General features: G+C 68.9%; 13 protein-coding genes. 3 read left to right on the top strand and 10 right to left on the bottom strand.

All coding sequences use genetic code 11. The features are described from left to right. Positions 1-115 precede the first annotated feature (115 nt). A complete protein-coding gene (locus U0R18_RS18360) occupies positions 116-2,170 on the bottom strand; it encodes an NAD(+) synthase (protein WP_526371060.1) in 2,055 nt (684 codons plus the stop codon). Positions 2,171-2,220: 50 nt separating this feature from the next. Between U0R18_RS18360 and U0R18_RS18355 the strand changes: the two genes are divergently transcribed. Both U0R18_RS18355 and U0R18_RS18350 read left to right on the top strand, forming a co-directional pair. Next, entirely contained in the window at positions 2,221-3,069 is an 849-nt protein-coding gene (locus tag U0R18_RS18355) for a Sir2 family NAD-dependent protein deacetylase (RefSeq protein ID WP_526371058.1), read from the top strand. 202 nt (positions 3,070-3,271) lie between these two features. Continuing rightward, the gene (locus U0R18_RS18350; protein WP_526371056.1) at positions 3,272-3,499 is read left to right on the top strand and encodes a hypothetical protein; all 228 of its coding nucleotides are present in this window, start codon (positions 3,272-3,274) and stop codon (positions 3,497-3,499) included. Positions 3,500-3,552: 53 nt separating this feature from the next. On the opposite strand, the gene proB is transcribed toward U0R18_RS18350, so the two are convergent. The 6 genes from proB to ndk form a co-directional block, all read right to left on the bottom strand. Next, positions 3,553-4,644: a glutamate 5-kinase gene (gene proB / locus U0R18_RS18345; RefSeq protein ID WP_526371245.1), complete on the bottom strand. Its 1,092-nt coding sequence runs from the start codon at positions 4,642-4,644 to the stop codon at positions 3,553-3,555. A gap of 110 nt (positions 4,645-4,754) precedes the next feature. Next, positions 4,755-6,200 carry a GTPase ObgE gene (gene obgE, locus U0R18_RS18340; protein ID WP_526371054.1) on the bottom strand — a complete coding sequence of 482 codons (1,446 nt, stop codon included), beginning with the start codon at positions 6,198-6,200 and terminating at the stop codon, positions 4,755-4,757. 87 nt (positions 6,201-6,287) lie between these two features. Then, the gene (gene rpmA / locus U0R18_RS18335; RefSeq protein ID WP_526371052.1) at positions 6,288-6,554 is read right to left on the bottom strand and encodes a 50S ribosomal protein L27; all 267 of its coding nucleotides are present in this window, start codon (positions 6,552-6,554) and stop codon (positions 6,288-6,290) included. Between the two features lie 18 nt (positions 6,555-6,572). After that, a complete protein-coding gene (rplU, locus tag U0R18_RS18330) occupies positions 6,573-6,893 on the bottom strand; it encodes a 50S ribosomal protein L21 (RefSeq protein WP_526371050.1) in 321 nt (106 codons plus the stop codon). Between the two features lie 174 nt (positions 6,894-7,067). Next, positions 7,068-10,007, bottom strand: coding sequence for a ribonuclease E (gene rne, locus U0R18_RS18325; RefSeq protein ID WP_526371048.1), 2,940 nt, complete (start codon positions 10,005-10,007; stop codon positions 7,068-7,070). Positions 10,008-10,319: 312 nt separating this feature from the next. Beyond that, on the bottom strand, positions 10,320-10,733 hold the full coding sequence (gene ndk / locus U0R18_RS18320) for a nucleoside-diphosphate kinase (protein WP_526371046.1): 414 nt from the start codon (positions 10,731-10,733) through the stop codon (positions 10,320-10,322). Between the two features lie 151 nt (positions 10,734-10,884). On the opposite strand from ndk, the gene U0R18_RS18315 reads away from it, so the two are divergent. Next, positions 10,885-14,712 (top strand): Ig-like domain-containing protein, encoded by a 3,828-nt coding sequence (locus U0R18_RS18315; RefSeq protein ID WP_526371044.1) that lies wholly within the window; start codon positions 10,885-10,887, stop codon positions 14,710-14,712. 1 nt (position 14,713) lies between these two features. On the opposite strand, the gene U0R18_RS18310 is transcribed toward U0R18_RS18315, so the two are convergent. From U0R18_RS18310 to U0R18_RS18300, 3 genes are read right to left on the bottom strand one after another with little or no spacing between them, the layout of a single operon-like run. Next, the gene (locus tag U0R18_RS18310; protein ID WP_526371243.1) at positions 14,714-15,100 is read right to left on the bottom strand and encodes a DUF4233 domain-containing protein; all 387 of its coding nucleotides are present in this window, start codon (positions 15,098-15,100) and stop codon (positions 14,714-14,716) included. 11 nt (positions 15,101-15,111) lie between these two features. Beyond that, positions 15,112-16,524: a bifunctional tetrahydrofolate synthase/dihydrofolate synthase gene (folC, locus tag U0R18_RS18305; RefSeq protein WP_526371042.1), complete on the bottom strand. Its 1,413-nt coding sequence runs from the start codon at positions 16,522-16,524 to the stop codon at positions 15,112-15,114. Then, positions 16,521-19,184 carry a valine--tRNA ligase gene (locus U0R18_RS18300; RefSeq protein WP_526371040.1) on the bottom strand — a complete coding sequence of 888 codons (2,664 nt, stop codon included), beginning with the start codon at positions 19,182-19,184 and terminating at the stop codon, positions 16,521-16,523. Before U0R18_RS18300 ends, folC begins: the two co-directional genes overlap by 4 nt. Position 19,185 lies beyond the last annotated feature (1 nt).

Here is a 19,185-nt window from a genome sequence, read left to right as displayed (position 1 = left end):
TCGAGCCAAATCCACGGTCGGGTCGGATTCGGTCCGGCCCATCGGACGCACCCGAGATCGACGTTCTGCACGTTCCTTCTCGCGTTTTCCCGCCCGAACGTACGTTTCGGCGTGGTTACTCAGGCGGCACGTTGCGGTCGATCTCGTCGAGCCAGATCCGCGCCGACATGTCCGAGGGCGCCCGCCAGTCCCCGCGTGGCGACAGCGCCCCACCGGCGGACACCTTGGGCCCGTTCGGCAGGGCCGAGCGCTTGAACTGGGCGAAGGAGTAGAACCGCTGCACGAACACCGTCAGCCAGTGCCGGATCTCCCCCAGCGAGTAGGACGGCCGCTCGTCGAGCGGGTAGCCCAGCGGCCAGTGCCCCTGCTCCGTATCACGCCAGGCGTGCCACGCCAGGAACGCGATCTTCGACGGCCGGAATCCGTGACGCAGCACCTGGTACAGCGAAAAGTCCTGCAGCGCATAGGGTCCCACCTTCGCCTGACTACTCTGCACCTGCTCGCCGGCATCGGCGGGCACCAGTTCGGGCGTGATCTCGGTGTCGAGCACCGACTGCAGCACCTCCCCGACCGCCGGCTCGAACTGACCCGAGGAGATGACCCACCGGATCAGGTGCTGGATGAGGGTCTTGGGCACCCCGCCGTTGACGTTGTAGTGCGACATCTGGTCGCCCACCCCGTAGGTGGACCAGCCCAGCGCCAGTTCGGACAGGTCACCGGTGCCCAGCACGATGCCGCCGCGCTGGTTGGCCAGCCGGAACAGATAATCGGTGCGCAACCCGGCCTGCACGTTCTCGAAGGTGACGTCGTACACCTTCTCCCCGCGAGCGAACGGATGGTCCATCTCGGCCAGCATCACCCGGGCGGTGTCCCGGATATCGAGTTCGGCGAAGGTCACCCCGAGCGCCTTGCACAGCGCGATGGCGTTGCCCTTGGTCCGTTCACCGGTGGCAAAACCGGGCATGGTGAACGCGAGAATGTCTGTGCGAGGGCGGTTTTCACGGTCCATCGCGCGGGCCGCCACGATCAGCGCGTGGGTGGAGTCCAGACCGCCGGAGACGCCGATCACCACCTTGGGATATCTCAGTGCCCGCAGCCGCTGCTCCAGCCCGGAGACCTGAATGCTGTAGGCCTCGTAGCAATCCTGTTGCAGCCGTGCGGGATCCGACGGCACGAACGGGAATCTCTCGACGTTGCGCCGCAGGCCGATGTCCTTATCGGGCGGGTCCAGCACGAAGTCCACGCGACGCACGTCCGGGTCGTCGATCCCCAGGGTGCGCCGATTGTCGTCGAAGGTACCCATCCGGAGCCGCTCGGCCTGCAGCAGCTCGACGTCGACGTCGGCGACGCTGCGCCGGGCACCCTTGGGGAAACGCTCGGATTCGGCCAGCAGCGCACCGTTCTCGTAGATCATCGTCTGACCGTCCCAGGCCAGGTCGGTGCTGGACTCGCCCTCGCCGGCGGCGGCGTACACGTAGGCCGCCAGGCACCGCGCCGAGGCCGAGCGGGCGAGCAGCTTGCGGTCCTCGGCGCGCCCCACCGTGATCGGGCTGCCGGACAGGTTCGCCAGCACCGTCGCGCCGGCCAGCGCGGCCCCCGCACTGGGGGGGACCGGCACCCACATGTCCTCGCAGATCTCGACGTGCAGCACGAAGCCCGGCACATCGGCGGCCCCGAACAGCAGGTCCGGGCCGAAGGGCACCGATGCACCGCAGACGGTGATCTCGCCACGCACGTCGTCGCCGGGGGCCATCTGCCGGCGCTCGTAGAACTCCCGGTAGGTCGGCAGGTACGACTTGGGCACGACGCCGAGCACCGTGCCGCGATGGATGACCACGGCGGTGTTGTAGAGCCGGTTGCGGTGCCGCAGCGGCGCCCCGACCACCAGCACCGGCAGCAGCTCGGCGGAGGCCGCCACGATGGTCGCCAGCGCGTCCTGCACGGCCTCGAGCAGGGCTTCCTGCTGGAGGATGTCGTCGATCGAGTAGCCGGACAACGTCAGCTCGGGGAACACCGCCAGCGCCACGGCGTCGTCGTGGCATTCGCGTGCCGTGGCCAGCACCGCCGCGGCGTTGGCGGCGGGGTCGGCGATGGTGGTGTGCAGCGTGCACGCGGCCACCCGGACGAAACCGTGCCGGTAGGCCGAGTGGAACCTGTCGGGGCAGCTCACCGTCCCATTGTCGCACCCGGGGGTCGCCGGCCGGGCCTACCCTGGCAACCGTGAACCGCCCCGCACCGTGCGCCGAGGCCCCCGAATTGGTCTCCGCACTGATCGGCCGGCGGCTCGCCGTGCTCACCGGGGCCGGACTGTCGACCGATTCCGGGATCCCCGATTACCGGGGTCCGGACTCGCCGCCGAGCAATCCGATGACCATCGGTCAGTTCACCGGCGATCCGGCGTTCCGGCGACGCTACTGGGCCCGCAATCACGTCGGGTGGCGGCACATGGCGGCCTGCGAGCCGAATGCCGGGCACCGCGCCCTGGCCGATCTGGAACACGGCGGTGCCCTTACCAGGGTGATCACCCAGAACGTCGACCTACTGCACACCAGGGCCGGCAGCCGGCGGGTGCTGAACCTGCACGGCACCTATGCCCGGGTGGTGTGCCTGGCCTGCGGGTACACCCTGGGCCGAGCGGCGCTGGCCGACGAACTTGAGACCCTGAACCCGGGGTTCCTCGAGCGCGCCGAACGGGGCGGCGAGGACCCCTTGATCCGGGTGGCGCCCGACGCCGACGCCACGGTGGCCGACACCGACACGTTTCGCTACCTGGACTGTCCGCGCTGCGGCGGGATGCTGAAACCCGACATCGTCTTCTTCGGCGATAGCGTCGCCAAAGACGTTGTCGAACAAGCCTATTCGCTGGTAGATGAGTCCGATGCACTGCTGGTGGCGGGCTCGTCGCTGACGGTGTTCTCCGGCTACCGGTTCGTCCGCCATGCCGTCGCGCGGGCCAAGCCGGTGGCGATCGTGAACCGCGGGGCGACCCGGGGCGACCCGCTGGCCACCGTCAAGGTCGACGCCGGCTGCTCGGAGATGCTCGCCCTGTTGCGCGACGAACTCGTCTGATCCGAGCGATTTCGGTGCGCTGACCGTCGCCCAGCGACGGCTCCTGCACCGAAATCCGTCCACCGATCGGGGGACAGCCGAATCCCCCTGCGCATCCACCGGTCACCCGATCCCGATCCTCCCTGTGCCGCGGCATTGTTGGGTCATCGCCGAAGAACACCGGCCCGACAGACCAGAAGCCCACTCAGCCAAGGAGATTCACATGAACACCATCGCCCGCCGGATCGCCGCCGGAGCCACCCTGGCCATCGCCCCGGCCATCATCGCCCTGGGCACCGCCACCGCCGGCCACGCCGCCACCTCCACGGTCAACGACGGCCCCTCGGTCAGCAGCACCCACGCCGACCAGACGCAGCACTGGAACCCCAACACCCCCGGCGCCCGGCAGTTCCCGAACCACCACAACAAGCACTACTTCCACGCCGGCTGACGCGGCGACACCGGAGAGCGCACGGGTGACCGAACCCCGTGCGCTCTCGTCGTCTAAACGGCCACCAGGTCGTCGGCGTGGACCGCGGGACGACGCAGTTCGGGCGGCAATTCCGATGTCGACCGGCCGATCATCGTCGCCAGTTCGCCCGCGTCATAGGCGACCACGCCGCGGCCCACCATGGCACCGTCGGGGCCCCGCAGCTCGACGACGTCACCGCCGTGGAACCGGCCGGACAGCGCGGTGATCCCCGCCGGCAGCAAGGAGCGCCGCTGCTTCGCAACCGCTCGCACCGCCCCCGCATCGAGTGTCAGCGCGCCCGCCGCTTCGGCCGCGTGCCGCACCCAGAACCGGCGGGCGGACATCCGCTCCGCGCGCGGCGCGAACACCGTGCCGACGGACGCATCGCCCAGGGCGGCGGCGGCATCAGCGGCGGCCGCCAGCAGGACGGGCACCCCGGCGTCGGCGGCCAGCAAGGCCGACGACAGTTTCGAGGCCATCCCGCCCGTGCCCAGGTTGCTGCCGGCACCCGCGGTCACGCCGGTCAGATCCTCGGGTGCGGCGACCTCCGGGATGAATCGGGCGGGGCTGTCCGGGGACGCCTTACGGGGGTCGCCGTCGTAGAGCCCGTCGATGTCGGACAGCAGGATCAGCGCGTCGGCGCCGACCAACTGCGCCACCAGCGCCGAGAGCCGGTCGTTGTCGCCGAACCGGATCTCGTTGGTGGCCACGGTGTCGTTCTCGTTGACGATGGCCACCGCGTGCAGCGCGCGGAGCCGGTCGAGGGTGCGCTGGGCGTTGGTGTGCTGGACCCGCATCGAGATGTCGTGCGCCGTCAGCAGCACCTGCCCGACGGTGCGGCCGTAATGGCCGAAGGCCGCACTCCAGGCGTTCACCAGGGCCACCTGCCCGACGCTGGCCGCGGCCTGCTTGGTCGCCAGATCCGTTGGGCGCCTGGCCAGTCCGAGCGGTTCTATACCCGCCGCGATGGCACCCGAGGAGACGATGACGACATCGGAGCCGCCCTTCATCCGAGCCTCGATGGCGTCAACCAGATACTGCAGCCGATTGGCGTCGAACCGTCCCTCGCGGGTGGTCAGCGCGGTGGTGCCGATCTTGACGACGACCGAGCGCGCCGAACGGATGGCGTCGCGGTGCGCGCTGCTACTCGCTCCGGCGCTCGTCGAGTCGCTGCCGCCGCCCGACGGGTTCGCTCCTCCTCGCGCCCTCGTACCTCGGGCGCTCGTCGAGTCGCTCACTCCTGCGGGTCGCTCTCGCGGCGCTGTTTGCGCGCCACCTTGCGTTCGGCCGCACCCACCCGGTCGTTGCGCTCCAGGCGGATGTCCGTGCCACGGCCGGTCATCGTGACGTCCACGCCGGCGGGGGTCTGCGGCTCCCAGTCGAACGTCATATCGCCGATGGTGACCGCGCAGCCCGGTTTGGCACCGAGTTTGAGCAGTTGATCCTCGACACCGAGGCGTGCCAGTCGGTCGCCCAGGTAACCGACGGCCTCGTCGTTGTCGAAATTGGTCTGCGCGATCCAACGCTCGGGCCGGGCGCCGCGCACCACGAAGCCGCCACGGCCGTCGGACTCGACCGAGAAACTGGTCTCGTCGACCGGGATGGGCCGGATGACGGGACGGCGCGGCGCCACCGCCGGCTGCGCGGCGCGGTGCGCCGAAACCATGTCCCACAGCGCAAAGGTCAATGGCCGCAAGCCTTCCCGGCTCACCGTGGATACCTCGAAGACGGGCCAGCCGCGCGCCTCGATGTCGGCGCGGACGAAGTCGGCCAATTCCTTGCCGTCGGGGATGTCGATCTTGTTGAGCACCACCGCACGCGGCCGATCCGCGAGGTCGCCCAGCGTCGAATCGCCCTGCAGCGTCGGCTGGTAGGCCGCCAGTTCGGCTTCCAGGGCGTCGATGTCGGAGATCGGGTCGCGGCCGGGTTCCAGCGTCGCGCAATCCACCACGTGCACCAGCACCGCGCAGCGCTCGATGTGGCGCAGGAAGTCCAGACCCAGCCCCCGGCCCTCGGATGCTCCCGGGATCAGACCCGGTACGTCGGCGACCGTGAAGGTGTGATCCCCGGCCGACACCACGCCGAGGTTGGGCACCAGCGTGGTGAACGGGTAGTCGGCCACCTTCGGCTTGGCCGCCGAGATGGCCGACACCAGCGACGACTTGCCCGCCGACGGGAAACCGACCAGACCGACGTCGGCGACCGTCTTGAGTTCGAGGGTGAGTTCGCGTTCCTCACCCTTCTCGCCGAGCAGCGCGAAACCGGGCGCCTTGCGGGCCCGCGACGCCAGCGCCGCATTGCCCAGGCCACCGCGGCCGCCGGCGGCGGCTTCGAAACGGGTGCCCTCCCCCACCAGATCGGCCAGCAGGCGGCCATTCGCGTCGAGGACGACGGTGCCGTCGGGAACCTTGAGTTCGAGATCGGTACCGGCCGCGCCGTCACGGTTACTGCCGGCGCCCTGCTTGCCGTTGGGGGCGTTGACGTGGGGGTGGAAATGGAAGTCCAGCAGGGTGTGCACCTGCGGGTCCACCACCAGGACGACGCTGCCGCCCCGCCCGCCGTTGCCCCCATCGGGGCCGCCGAGCGGTTTGAACTTCTCGCGGTGGACCGAGGCGCAGCCGTGGCCGCCGGAGCCGGCCCGCGCGTGGATCACGACGCGGTCGACGAAGCGGGGCGCCATCAGGAACCACCTTTCCTCGCCGAAACGTACGTTTGGGCGACTAATCGCGAGTGCGGGCCGCCATAACGTCGATCTCGACGGGAGAGATTAGGCCTCCGCAGCTACCGGCGGGACGATGTTGACAACCTTGCGGCCGCGCTTCACGCCGAACTCGACGGCACCGGCCGCCGTGGCGAATAGGGTGTCGTCGCCGCCACGGCCGACGTTCACGCCGGGATGGAAGTGAGTGCCGCGCTGCCGCACCAAGATCTCGCCGGCCTTGACGACCTGGCCGCCGAAACGCTTGACGCCGAGCCGCTGGGCGGCGGAGTCGCGACCGTTGCGTGAGCTGGAAGCGCCCTTCTTATGTGCCATGTCTCTTCGCTCCTGCGACTACTTGATTCCGGTGACCTTGAGCACCGTCAGCTGCTGACGGTGGCCCTGGCGCTTGTGATAGCCGGTCTTGTTCTTGAACTTGTGGATGCGGATCTTGGGGCCCTTGGTGTGCTCGAGCACCTCACCGGTGACGGCGACCTTGGCCAGGTCCTTGGCGTCGGTGGTGACCTTCGCGCCGTCGACGACCAGGGCGACGGGCAGCTCGACCTTGGCGCCGGGCTCGGCGTCGAGCTTCTCGACCTTCACCACGTCGCCGGCGGCCACCTTGTACTGCTTGCCGCCGGTCTTCACGATTGCGTATCTGGAATCGCCAGCCATCGTCCTTGGTCCTTCTGCTTCGTCTCGTCTAGCGGGCGCGCGCCACCCGAAGGCTGCGTGCACGGGTCTGGGGTGCGGGCGATGAAGCCCCGCGTCGCCGGGTGCTCCCCTGGCGACAACTGCTCAAGGTTACGTGACCAGCGGGTATCGGGTCAAACCGCGCGGCTGGACGCCTCAGCGGGGCGGACCCGCAGGTCGGGCGGCCGCGCGACGCCGCCGGGGCCGACCGGCCGACACGACGGGTTCGGCTCCCACGTCCTCGTCGTCCTCGTCGTCAGAATCCTCGTCCTCGGAATCCTCGGAGTCCTCGTCGGAATCCTCGTCGTCCTCGTCGTCGGAGTCCTCGTCGTCGGAGTCCTCGTCGGTGTCCTCGTCGTCGGAGTCCTCGTCGGTGTCCTCGTCGGAATCGTCGAGGTCGATGTCGTCGAGATCGTCGTCGGAGTCCTCGTCGTCCTCGTCCAGATCCAGTTCCGAATCGTCGACGTCATCGGCCTCGTCAGTCGCAGCAGCCTCGTCGGCCGGCTCATCGATGGTGTCATCGACGTCGTCCGCGGGCACCTCGGCGGCGATCTCCTCGACGTCCTCGACGTCCGCGATGTCGGGCTCGCCGTGCTCGTCGTCGTGCTTACCGTTGGCCGCGGCCATCGCCTTGAACATCGGGTGGTCGCCGACGGTGTGCGGGGGAACCTTGGCCACCGCGGGGGCCGGCTCGTCGGCACGGGCCTTCTTGCCGCCGCGCTTGCCCCGGCGGCCGGTGCTGCCACCGCCCGGCTCGGACTTGCGGTTCGACGGTGAGCCGCCCGCCCCGGCCGCGTTGTCCACGGGATCGGCGTGCAGGACGATGCCCCGGCCCGCGCAGTGCGTGCAGGTGGTCGAGAACGCTTCCACCAGACCGGTGCCCAGCCGCTTGCGGGTCAGCTGGACCAGACCCAGCGAGGTCACCTCCGACACCTGGTGGCGGGTGCGGTCCCGGGCCAGTGCCTCGGTCAGCCGGCGCAGCACCAGATCGCGGTTCGATTCCAGCACCATGTCGATGAAGTCGATGACCACGATGCCGCCGATGTCGCGCAGCCGCAGCTGGCGCACGATCTCCTCCGCGGCCTCGATGTTGTTCTTGGTGACGGTCTGCTCGAGGTTTCCGCCGGCGCCGGTGAACTTGCCGGTGTTGACGTCGACGACGGTCATCGCCTCGGTCCGGTCGATCACCAGGGTGCCGCCCGAGGGCAGCCACACCTTGCGGTCCATGGCCTTGGACAACTGTTCGTCGATGCGGTGCACCGCGAACACATCCGGACCCGGCACCCCCTCCGACGACACCGGCTCGTACTTGGTGAGCTTCGAGACCAGTTCTGGCGCAACCGAACTCACGTATTCATTGATGGTGTCCCAGGCGTTGTCGCCGGACACGATCAGGCTGGAGAAGTCCTCGTTGAACAGGTCGCGGATGACCTTGACCAGGACGTCGGGTTCCTCGTAGAGGGCAACGGCGGCGCCGGCCTTCTTCTCGGTGATCTCCTTGGCCTTGGCGTCGATCTCGGTCCAGCGTTCCTGCAGCCGCGACACATCGCCGCGGATGTCCTCTTCCTTCACGCCCTCCGACGCGGTGCGGATGATGACACCGGCGTCGGCCGGGACGACCTCGCGCAGGATCTCCTTGAGCCGCTGGCGTTCGGTGTCGGGCAGCTTGCGGCTGATACCCGTCGACGACGCCCCCGGGACGTACACCAGGTACCGGCCGGCCAGGGAAACCTGGGTGGTCAGCCGGGCGCCCTTGTGCCCGACCGGATCCTTGCTGACCTGGACGACGACGTAATCGCCGGGCTTGAGGGCCTGCTCGATCTTGCGTTGGGCGCCGCCGAGCCCGGCGGCCTCCCAGTTGACCTCACCGGCGTACAGCACCCCGTTGCGGCCGCGGCCGATGTCGACGAACGCCGCCTCCATGGACGGCAGGACGTTCTGCACGATGCCGAGGTAGATGTTGCCCACCAGGGATGCCGAGGCCGCCGAGGTCACGAAGTGCTCGACCACGACGCCGTCCTCGAGCACGGCGATCTGCGTGTAGCGGGCCCCCTCGTGCGGGGGTTCGGTGCGGACCTTGTCGCGGACGATCATGGTGCGTTCGACGGCCTCGCGACGGGCCAGGAACTCGGCCTCGCTCAGGATGGGCGGACGTCGCCGGCCGGCGTCGCGGCCGTCGCGGCGGCGCTGCCTCTTGGCCTCGAGCCGCGTCGAGCCGCTGATGCCCTGGATCTCGTCGGTGTCACCCTTGCCGCCCTTGCCCGATTTCGCGCGCGGAGCGCGTTCGTGCACCACTGTGTTGGGCGGGTCGTCGGGTGATCCGGAATCACCGTCTTCACCAGATCCGGACTTGCGGCGCCGGCGGCGCCGGCGGCGCCGGCTCGACCCGTCCCCGCCCGCGGCGTCGTCGTCGCCCTCGTCGTCGTCCCCGCCGCCGTCACCGTCGGAGTCGGCCTCGTCGGCCGTCGCGTCGCCCTGGTCGTCGCCATCGCCTTCGGCGTCGCCATCGCCGGTTCCGTCCCCGCCCTTGCCGCGGCCCCGGCCACGACGGCCGCGACGGCGCCGCCGGTTGGCCGGCTTCTCGGACTGGTCGTCCTGGTCGTCCTGGTCCTCGTCGTCCGCCGAGTCCGTGTCGTCGCCGGGTTCGGAATCGTCACCGGACCCCGAGTCGGCCAACGGGCCGGCCGGCGGTGCGGACACCGGCACGGGTGCGACGAACAGGGGCAGATAGTCGGCGGCCGGGCCGGACTGCGGCGCGTCCGGTTCGGGGGTCTCGAGCAGCAACCGGGATTCCGGCTCGGCGTCGGCGACCGCCGCTTCGTCGGCGGCACCGCTGGGCTGTGAGTCGGCGGATTGCGCCAGCACGTCGCGGACCCGAACGGCATCGGTGCGGTCGACGCTGGAGTGCGCGCTGCGGGTGCGGCCGTCCAGCTCGCTCAACGCGTCGAGCACCTTGCGGCTGGTGGTTCCGAGCACCCGGGCCAGCGAATGCACCCGCAGGCGTTCGGGCAGGTCGGCATCCGCGCCGGGCGGGGTCAGTTCCCCCGATTCGGCGAGGTGTTCGGTGTGATCTTGGATTGAGGCATCGTCGGCCACGTAGTCTCCTCGAGCCCTCGGGCGCGTCCGATTCGGACGCGGCCGCGCAAGGGCTTCCGCTATTCACCCGACGGGGCTCGCCGGGCTTGTATGGTCTCGCCCCGGGCTGCTCTCGGAGTTCTCCGAGGAACTACACCCGGTGCCTGGGTTGAATGATCACTTCGACGGTCGGCGCCGCATCGCAGGAAGCGGTGGTCGCGCTCGTCAGAGTTTTCATCCGGGGTTACGACGCCCGTGTGACGACGTACACCCGGGGCCAGTATCCCACATCCCCGACGGTCTGAAGACCAGGCTGACGATTTGCCGGAGCGATCAGGCGAAGTTCGGGAACCAGAGGCCGATCTCGCGGGCGGCCGATTCCGGTGAATCCGAGCCGTGTACCAGGTTGAACTGAGTCTCCAGGCCGAAGTCGCCACGGATGGACCCCGGGACGGCCTTCTCCACCGGGTCGGTACCACCGGCGAGTTGCCGGAACGCCGCGATGGCCCGGGGGCCCTCGAGGACCAGCGCCACCACCGGGCCGCCGGTGATGAACTCCAGCAGCGATCCGAAGAACGGTTTGCCCTCGTGTTCGGCGTAGTGCGCCCGGGCCAGTTCGTCGCTGACGTTCTTCAGCTCCAGCGCGGCGACCGTGAGGCCCTTGCGCTCGATCCGGCTGATGATCTCCCCGACCAGCCGGCGCTCGACGCCGTCGGGCTTGATCAGGGCAAGAGTCCGCTCGGTCACGGCGACAGCGTACCGGTCCCGCGCGACCGGGCGCGACCAAGTAGCACCGGCCGGTGCAGCCCAAAGTGCAGTAGCGCACTACTGAACCGGTCTCCGGATTCGACACCCACGATGAGGTCCAGGCGTTGACGACCGACTTGGGGAGGCTCTCGTGAATGGTGGACGTTTCATCGGTCGTGTCGGCGGACTGGCGATGGCGCTGGGGGTCGGCGTTGCGCTGGCGAGCGGGCAATGGGTGGCGTGGGCCGAGGACGGCGGTTCCACCGACGCCGATGCGAGCGCGGCTTCGTCGCCCGCCGCGGGCCCAGCGCCACGTGCCAACACACCGTCGACGCCGGAGAGTTCCGCATCCGAGAAGGACGACACCACCGCACCCACCGGAGAATCGGACAACGCGGATCCGGAGACGGCCGTACCGGACTCGGGCGATCCCGAGCCCGTGGATGATTCCGGGCGGCACAGTTCGCGGCGGCTCTCGACGAAGCCCGACCGAGCCGCGCGCGATATCAGCGATGCGACGACCGAGGTGGATTCCGACGACACCCGGCCCGACACCGGCTCGGGTCAACACACGCGTGAGCCGAGCCCCACGTATCGCCGTCAGGAGATCGACGAACGACCCGAGGCCACCTGGCGTGAGGTCGCTGCACCAGCGCAGTCCCGACTCACTGATGCAGTGCAGAGCCCGCCGGCCGCGGACCGTGCCGCCGTGCGGGCAGCCACCGCTGATGCTGTTGCCCTACAGCAGATCTCGACGCCGCAGGATGACGAGTCCGTCCCGGATACCACCGTCGGCGAGGCGGTGGTCACCGTGCTGGTCGCCGCAACACTGGGGCCACTGACGTCCGATGACCCGGCCACACCGGTCGACTCGCCCGTGGAACTGGCGCTGCTGGCTGTCGGCACGCGCCTGCGCACGTCGGGGGATCCGACGGCCGGGGCGCCCTCGAGCTCCCCGGCCGTCGCTACACTCAGCAACGAAAGCATCGCGCAGGCAATGACATTCGAGGCATCCGCACTGGCCCTGCCCAACTCGGCACCGACCGTGCCACCCCAGCCCATCGGGGTGCCGAACTCGGTGACGGGTGTGGTGGCCGGCACCGTAACCGCCACCGATCCGGAGAACAACCCACTGATCTACGCCGTGGTGACCGGACCCGCGAAGGGCACCGTGGCGCTGAATCCGACCACCGGCGCCTACACCTACACGCCGAGCGAGACCGCGCGGATGGCTGCCGGGCTCACGGCCACGCCGGACACCGACTCGTTCACCGTCGCCGTTAGCGACGGCCAGCAGACCACCAATGCGGCTGTGTCCGTGTATGTCTCGCCGCTGCAGTATTCGACGAGCGCTTCGTTGACGACGGGGCCCGCACCATCGGCCATGGCCGTCACCACCGACGGGCGGATGTTCGTGGCCAACACGGCCAACTGGACGGTCTCGGTGATCGACACCGCGACCGGGAAGCAGATCGATGCCCAACCGAACAACTGGTTCTCCAACGACATTCAGGCGGGGCCCTGGCCCGGCGCCCTGCTGCTCAGCCCCGACGGCAAGAAGCTCTACATCGCCAACACGGGCTGGCTCACCGTGTCGGTGATCGACACCACCACCTACAAGCCCATCGACGCCGACCCCGGCAACTGGTTCTCCAACGACATCGCCGTCGGATCCAACCCCAGCGCAATGACTCTCGGCGCCGACGGCCGGCTCTATGTCGCGAACCGGGGCGGGGCGTCGGTGTCGGTGATCGACACCACCAACTTCAAGCGCATCGACACCCAGCCCAACAACTGGTTCTCCAACGACGTCGCGGTCGGATATTCACCCAGCGCGCTGACGCTCACTGGGAGCCAGCTCTACGTCGCCAACCGCGACAGCAACACCGTGTCGGTGATCGACACCACCACCTACCGTGTCACCAAGACCCTGGCGGTCGGCAAACAACCGTCCGCCATGACACTCGGGACGAACGGCCGGCTCTATGTCGTCAACACCGGCGCGAACACGGTGTCGGTAATCGACACCATCACCAATACCGTTGGCGCCAGCACCATCCCGGTGGGAACCGCACCCACCTCGATCGCACTCGACCCCGCGACCGGACGCGCATTCGTCGCCAACGGCAACGACACCGTCTCGGTCATCGACACTGCCACCAACACCGTGATCGGTACGGGCGTGATCGACACCGACACGACCGGTGGCCACGCTCTGACCGTCGGGCCCAACGGCACCGTCTACGTCGCCGACACCAACGACAACATCGTGCGCGTGCTGGGCCTCACTCGCGGCAACACCGCGCCCGTCGTGAGCCCCCCCGTCGTCGGAACCCCCGACCCCGACGACGGGAGGGTCTCGGTGAGAGTCACCGCTAGCGACCCCGACGGCGACCCGCTGAGTTGGAGTTGGGTCTCGAGCGACCCGTCGATCGGAAGTTTCGGCTCTGACAGCTGGGTCGGCGATACGCGCAGCTTCTATCTATTCCCCAATCAGGCTGCCCGCGACGCGGCCGCGAGCGGAGGTCCCACGACCACGAAGGTCACCATCACTGTGACGGACAACCGAACCTCGGTCCCGGTCACCGTCAGCCTGCCGATCCTGCCGACCGTCGGACCGACAACGGCCTCCATCATCGGCGCCGTCACACTGCCCGGCTCCGTCCTCCAGCCCCGCACGGCGACAATGAGCCCGGACGGCACCCGGGCCGTGGTTATCACCGACTCGCAGTACGGGACGCTGATCGGCGCGACCGCGCAGGTAACGGTGATCAACGTCAGCACCGGCAAGCAGATCGGCACCACGCTGACGTTGCCGGGCCGTACGGGCTACAGCGATCCGCAGTACAGCGCCGACGGCACCCGAGTGGTCATCACCACATCGGTCACCGACATCAACCACGTCACAACGCTCCAGACGACGATGGTCGACCTCAACACCGGTGCCCGGGCCACCGGCGCCGGGATTCAATCGGTCGGCAACGCAACCATTGGCGGCGCATCCGGCACACTGTCGCTGGTGACGTCCACCACCGGTGGCCTCGTGCAGGCGGCAGTGTTCGACACCGCCACTGGCCAGCAGGTGGGCCAGACACTCGCGCTGCCCGGCGAGGGCTCGGTCGACGTCAGCCGCGACGGCTCCCGTGCCGTCCTGCGGGCCGTCGCAACCGACGAGCAAACGGGTGTCACGACAACGCGATTCGCATCGCTGAACACCACCACCGGTAACCAGATCGGCACCACGACGGTGCGTTCGGGTTCGTGGGACTATCCCTACTTCACCGGACCGTTGGGCGACGACGGGAGTCGTGCCGTCATCATCAGGGGCCTCAATGAGTCGACGCCGTACCTGAGCATCGAGGCGCAGGTCATCGACACGGCTTCCGGAGTCCAGATCGGCGATACCCTCGCCCTGAGTGGCTGGTCGTACGGTGGGTTCGAGGTGAGCGACGATGGAAGCCGCGTCATGTTGATCACGAACGCCTACGCCGACGGCCCGTACCTCGGTTACCTCTCCCGGCTGACCGTCATCGACACCGCTGCCGGAGTGCAGATCGGTTCGACCACAACGCTGGACGGTTTCCCAGACGGCGGGGTGAGCTTCGATGCCGACACGAACCGTGCCGTCGTCACGGCGCTGGGCTCCGTATATGTCAACGGTGAGCGCATATCCACCACTGAGGTCGCCATCATCAACCCGGCCACCGGGCTCCAGCTGGGTACGACGCTCACCCTCTTCGATGAGGTCCGCAGCGGAAGCCAGGTCAGCGGCGACGGCAGCATCGTGGTCACCTCGACGGGCACGAAACTGGCGGTGCTCAGCACTGCCGACGGCCGTCAGCTCGGCAACACCATCACCAGGGGGTCCATTGGAGGGGTGGTGGTGAGCGCCGACGGCGACCACGTGGTGTTCCTGACCGGGCCGAGCAGCATCTTCGGATGGGATCCGATCCAGGCGGTGACCCTGAAGATCACCTGAATCAACGCTCGGTCTGTTGCCCCGGCAACAACCCACGCTGCTGACGACGCAGCACCTCGGCGCGCAGGTAGACGATCAGCAGCCAGACCACAGCGAACAACAGACCGACGACGCCGATCCCGGGATAGATGAACCAGCCGGCAACGAGAATCACCTGCACCCCCAGGTTCGCCCAGATGGCCCAGGGCCGGCCCTGGACGCCGGCCATCAACACGAGCAGGACCGCGAATCCGATCAGATAGGCCATGGACAATCCGGTCAGCCCACCGCCGACGGTGGCCACCACCGGAAGGGCCAGCAGCACCACGATCGCCTCGAGAATCAGCGTGCCGGCCATCACGCCGCGGAAGCTCTTCCACGGGTCCGGCGCCTGGGGCTGCTCGTTCATCGGCTCCTCGCTCATCGCGGGTCCTTGCCGAACAGCGTGCGCGCCGCCCCGGCGGTGACGACGGACCCGGTGATCACCATGCCCGCCCCGGACAGGCCTGCCTCGGCGCCGGCCTCCTCGACGAGTGCGGTGGCGGTCTCGACGGCGTCGGCCAGCGTTGCGGCGGTCAGCACCCGGTCCGGGCCGAAGCGTTCCTCGGCCAGCATCGCCAACTCGGCGACGTCCATCGCCCGTGGCGACCCGTTCTGGGTGATCACGATCTGGTCGAACACCGGCTCGAGCGCGGTCAGAATGCCGCTGGCGTCCTTGTCGGCCATCACTCCGACCACCCCGACCAGGAACCGGAAGTCGAACTCGTCTGCCAGGGCCGAAGCCAGCGCGGCCGCCCCGGCCGGATTGTGTGCGGCGTCGATGAAAACAGTTGGCGCGCTGCGCATCCGCTCCAGCCGACCAGGACTGGAGACCGAGGCGAATCCGGCGCGCACGGTGTCGACGTCGAGCTGGCGGTCGGCACCGGCGCCGAAGAACGCCTCGACGGCGGCCAGTGCGACGACGGCGTTGTGGGCCTGATGCTCACCGTGCAGCGGCACGAACACCTCGGAGTACACCCCGCCCAGGCCCTGCAGTTCGAGCACCTGGCCGCCGATGGCGGTCTGCCGACCGAGCACGGCGAACTCCGAACCCTCCCGGGCCACCACCGCATCAGCGGTAACCGTCTGCGCCAGAATCACTTCCATCGCTTCGGGCGCCTGCAGCGCGACGACGGCCACGGTATCGGTCGGGACCAGATCCTCCGGTTGCTTCTTGATGATCCCGGCCTTCTCGCCGGCGATGGCCGCCAGATCGGTGCCCAGATACTCGGCGTGGTCCATCCCGATCGGGGTGATCACGGCCACGGGCGCATCGACCACGTTCGTGGCGTCCCAGCGGCCGCCGAGGCCGACCTCGATGACGCCGACGTCGACCGGTGCGTCGGCGAACGCCGCGAACGCCATGGCGGTGACGACCTCGAACTTGCTCATGCGCGGTCCGCCGGCCTCCTCGGACTGCGCGTCCACCAGGTGCACGAACGGCTCCATCTCACGGTAGGTGTCGACGTAAACCGCTGGGCTGATGGGCTTTCCGTCGATCGAGATGCGTTCGACCGCCGACTGCAGGTGCGGACTGGTGGTCCGGCCGGTGCGGCGGCTGAACGCGGTCAGCAGCGCATCGACCATCCGCGCGACCGACGTCTTGCCGTTGGTGCCGGCGATGTGGATGCACGGGTAGGTCAACTGCGGGTTGCCCAGCAGCTCCATCAGGGCCGCGATCCGCGCCGTCGACGGTTCGATCTTGGTCTCGGGCCAGCGCTGATCGAGCAGGTGCTCGACCTGCAGCAGCGCGGCGATCGCGGTGATCTCCTCGGGCGCGGGTTCGGTGCTCATCGCAGGGCGGCCAGCCGGGCCGTGATGCGGTCGACCTCCTCGCCCGCCACCCGTTGGCGCTCCCGGATCTTGGCCACCACGTCCTCGGGCGCCTTGGCCAGGAACGCCTCGTTGCCGAGTTTCGCCGTGGTGCCGGCCATCTCCTTCTGCGCCACCGCCAGGTCCTTCTCCAGCCGACGGCGTTCGGCCGCGACGTCGACGGTGCCCGACGTGTCGACCTCGACCAGCACCGTGCCGCCGGACAGCCGGACCTCGATGGATGCGGTTGGAGTGAAGCCGTCGCCGGCCCCGGTCAGCCACGCCAGTGCGGTGACGGCCGGAACCTGGGTCGACAGATCGGCATCGGCGACCCCGGACAGCCGGGCCGGCACCTTCTGCCGGTCGGCCAGGCCCTGGTCGCTGCGGAACCGGCGGACCTCCGTCACCAATTTCTGCATATCGTCGATCCGTTGCGCGGCAACGGTGTCCAGCGTGATCCCGGAGGACTGCGGCCACGCGGCGATCACCACCGACTCCTGACCCGTCAATGCCTTCCACAGGGTCTCGGTCACGAAGGGCATCACCGGGTGCAGCAGCTTGAGCAGCGCGTCCAGCACCGTCGCGAGGACCGCCGTGGTTCCCGAAATCCCCTCCCCCAACTGCACCTTCGCCAGCTCGACGTACCAGTCGCAGAACTCGTCCCAGGCGAAGTGGTAGAGCGATTCGCAGGCCCGGTTGAACTCGTAGGCGTCCAGGGCCGAATCCACTTCGGCGCGAACCTCTTCGAGGCGTCCCAGAATCCACCGGTCGGCGTCGGTCAGGTCGGCCGGCAGCGGCGCCGGCGCGGCACCGTTCATCAGGGCGAACCGGGTGGCGTTGAAGATCTTGGTGGCGAAGTTGCGCGACGCGCGGGCGTGGTCCTCGCCGATCGACAGGTCGCCGCCGGGGCTGGCACCGCGGGCCAGGGTGAACCGCAGCGCGTCGGCGCCGAAGGTCTCCACCCAGTCCAACGGGTCGATTCCGTTGCCCTTGGACTTGCTCATCTTCCGGCCGAACTCGTCGCGAATCAGGCCGTGCAGGAACACGTTCTCGAACGGCACCTGCGGACCGCGTTGTCCGCCCAGGGTGATGACGTCGTCGTCGCCGACGAAGGTGCCGAACATCATCATCCGGGCCACCCAGAAGAAGATGATGTCGTAGCCGGTCACCAGCACGCTGGTCGGATAGAACTTGGCCAGTTCGGGGGTGGCGTCCGGCCAGCCCATGGTCGAGAACGGCCACAACGCCGAGGAGAACCAGGTGTCCAGCACGTCGGGGTCCTGTTGCCAGCCATCCGGCGGGGTCTCATCGGGTCCCACACACACCTTCTGGCCGTCCGGCCCGTGCCAGATCGGGATGCGGTGGCCCCACCACAGCTGCCGTGAGATGCACCAGTCGTGCATGTCGTCCACCCAGCCGAACCAGCGCGGCTCGAGGCTCTTGGGATGAATCACGGTGTCGCCGTTGCGAACCGCATCGCCGGCCTTCTCGGCAAGGGACTCGACCTTGACCCACCACTGCAGGCTCAGCCGGGGTTCGATCGGCTCGCCGCTGCGCTCGGAGTGCCCGACGCTGTGCAGATACGGCCGCTTCTCGGCGACGATGCGGCCCTGGGCGGCCAGCGCCTCACGCACCGCCACCCGGGCCTCGAAGCGGTCCATGCCGTCGAATTGTGTTCCGGTGTCCGCGATCCGGCCGCGCTCGTCCATCATGGTCGGCATCGCCAGGTGGTGCCGCAGGCCGATCTCGAAGTCGTTGGGATCGTGTGCGGGCGTGACTTTCACTGCGCCGGTGCCGAATTCGGGGTCGACGTGTTCGTCGGCGACGATCAGGATGTCCCGGTCCTGGAATGGGTGCGGCAGGGACTTCCCGACCAGCCCCCGGTAGCGGTCGTCGTCGGGGTGCACCGCGATGGCGGTGTCCCCGAGCATCGTCTCCATCCGCGTGGTGGCCACCACGATGTGGGGCTCCGCGTCGTCCATCGACCCGTACCGGAACGACACCAGCTCACCCTCGACGTCCTCGTACTTGACCTCGAGGTCGCTGATCGCCGTCTGCAGCACCGGTGACCAGTTCACCAGCCGCTCGGCCTGATAGATCAGCCCCGCGTCGTAGAGCCGCTTGAAGATGGTGCGCACCGCTCGGGACAGTCCGTCGTCCATGGTGAATCGGTCCCGGCTCCAGTCCACACCGTCACCGAGACGGCGCATCTGCGCGCCGATGGTGCCGCCGGATTCACGCTTCCAGTCCCACACCTTGTCGATGAACAGCTCGCGGCCGAAGTCTTCCTTGGTCTTGCCGTCGACGGCGATCTGCTTCTCCACCACCGACTGGGTGGCGATGCCGGCGTGGTCCATACCGGGGAGCCACAGGACCTCGAAACCCTGCATGCGTTTGCGGCGGGTCAGCGCGTCCATCAGGGTGTGGTCCAGCGCGTGACCCATGTGCAGGCTGCCCGTCACGTTCGGCGGGGGCAGCACGATCGAATAGGCGGGCTTGGCACTGGCCGGGTCGGCGGTGAAGTATCCGGCGTCCACCCAGCCCTGGTACAGCTCGCTCTCCACCGCGGCCGGATCCCAGGACTTGGGCAGGGAGTTCGCGGTTCCGGCTTCGGGGGCGTCGGGGCGGGCGCTCGGGGTCACC

Source organism: Mycobacterium sp. (assembly GCF_046330795.1).
Taxonomy (GTDB): domain Bacteria; phylum Actinomycetota; class Actinomycetes; order Mycobacteriales; family Mycobacteriaceae; genus Mycobacterium.
Note: the sequence above shows the minus strand (reverse complement) of the source record. Positions and strands in the feature narration are given on the sequence as shown.

Coding starts and splice junctions, on each gene's coding strand:
- U0R18_RS18350 (WP_526371056.1), top strand. CDS start 3,272: ATGAACACCATCGCCCGCCGGATCGCCGCCGGAGCCACCCTGGCCATC.
- obgE (WP_526371054.1), bottom strand. CDS start 6,200: ATGGCGCCCCGCTTCGTCGACCGCGTCGTGATCCACGCGCGGGCCGGC.
- rpmA (WP_526371052.1), bottom strand. CDS start 6,554: ATGGCACATAAGAAGGGCGCTTCCAGCTCACGCAACGGTCGCGACTCC.
- rplU (WP_526371050.1), bottom strand. CDS start 6,893: ATGGCTGGCGATTCCAGATACGCAATCGTGAAGACCGGCGGCAAGCAG.
- U0R18_RS18310 (WP_526371243.1), bottom strand. CDS start 15,100: ATGAACGAGCAGCCCCAGGCGCCGGACCCGTGGAAGAGCTTCCGCGGC.
- folC (WP_526371042.1), bottom strand. CDS start 16,524: ATGAGCACCGAACCCGCGCCCGAGGAGATCACCGCGATCGCCGCGCTG.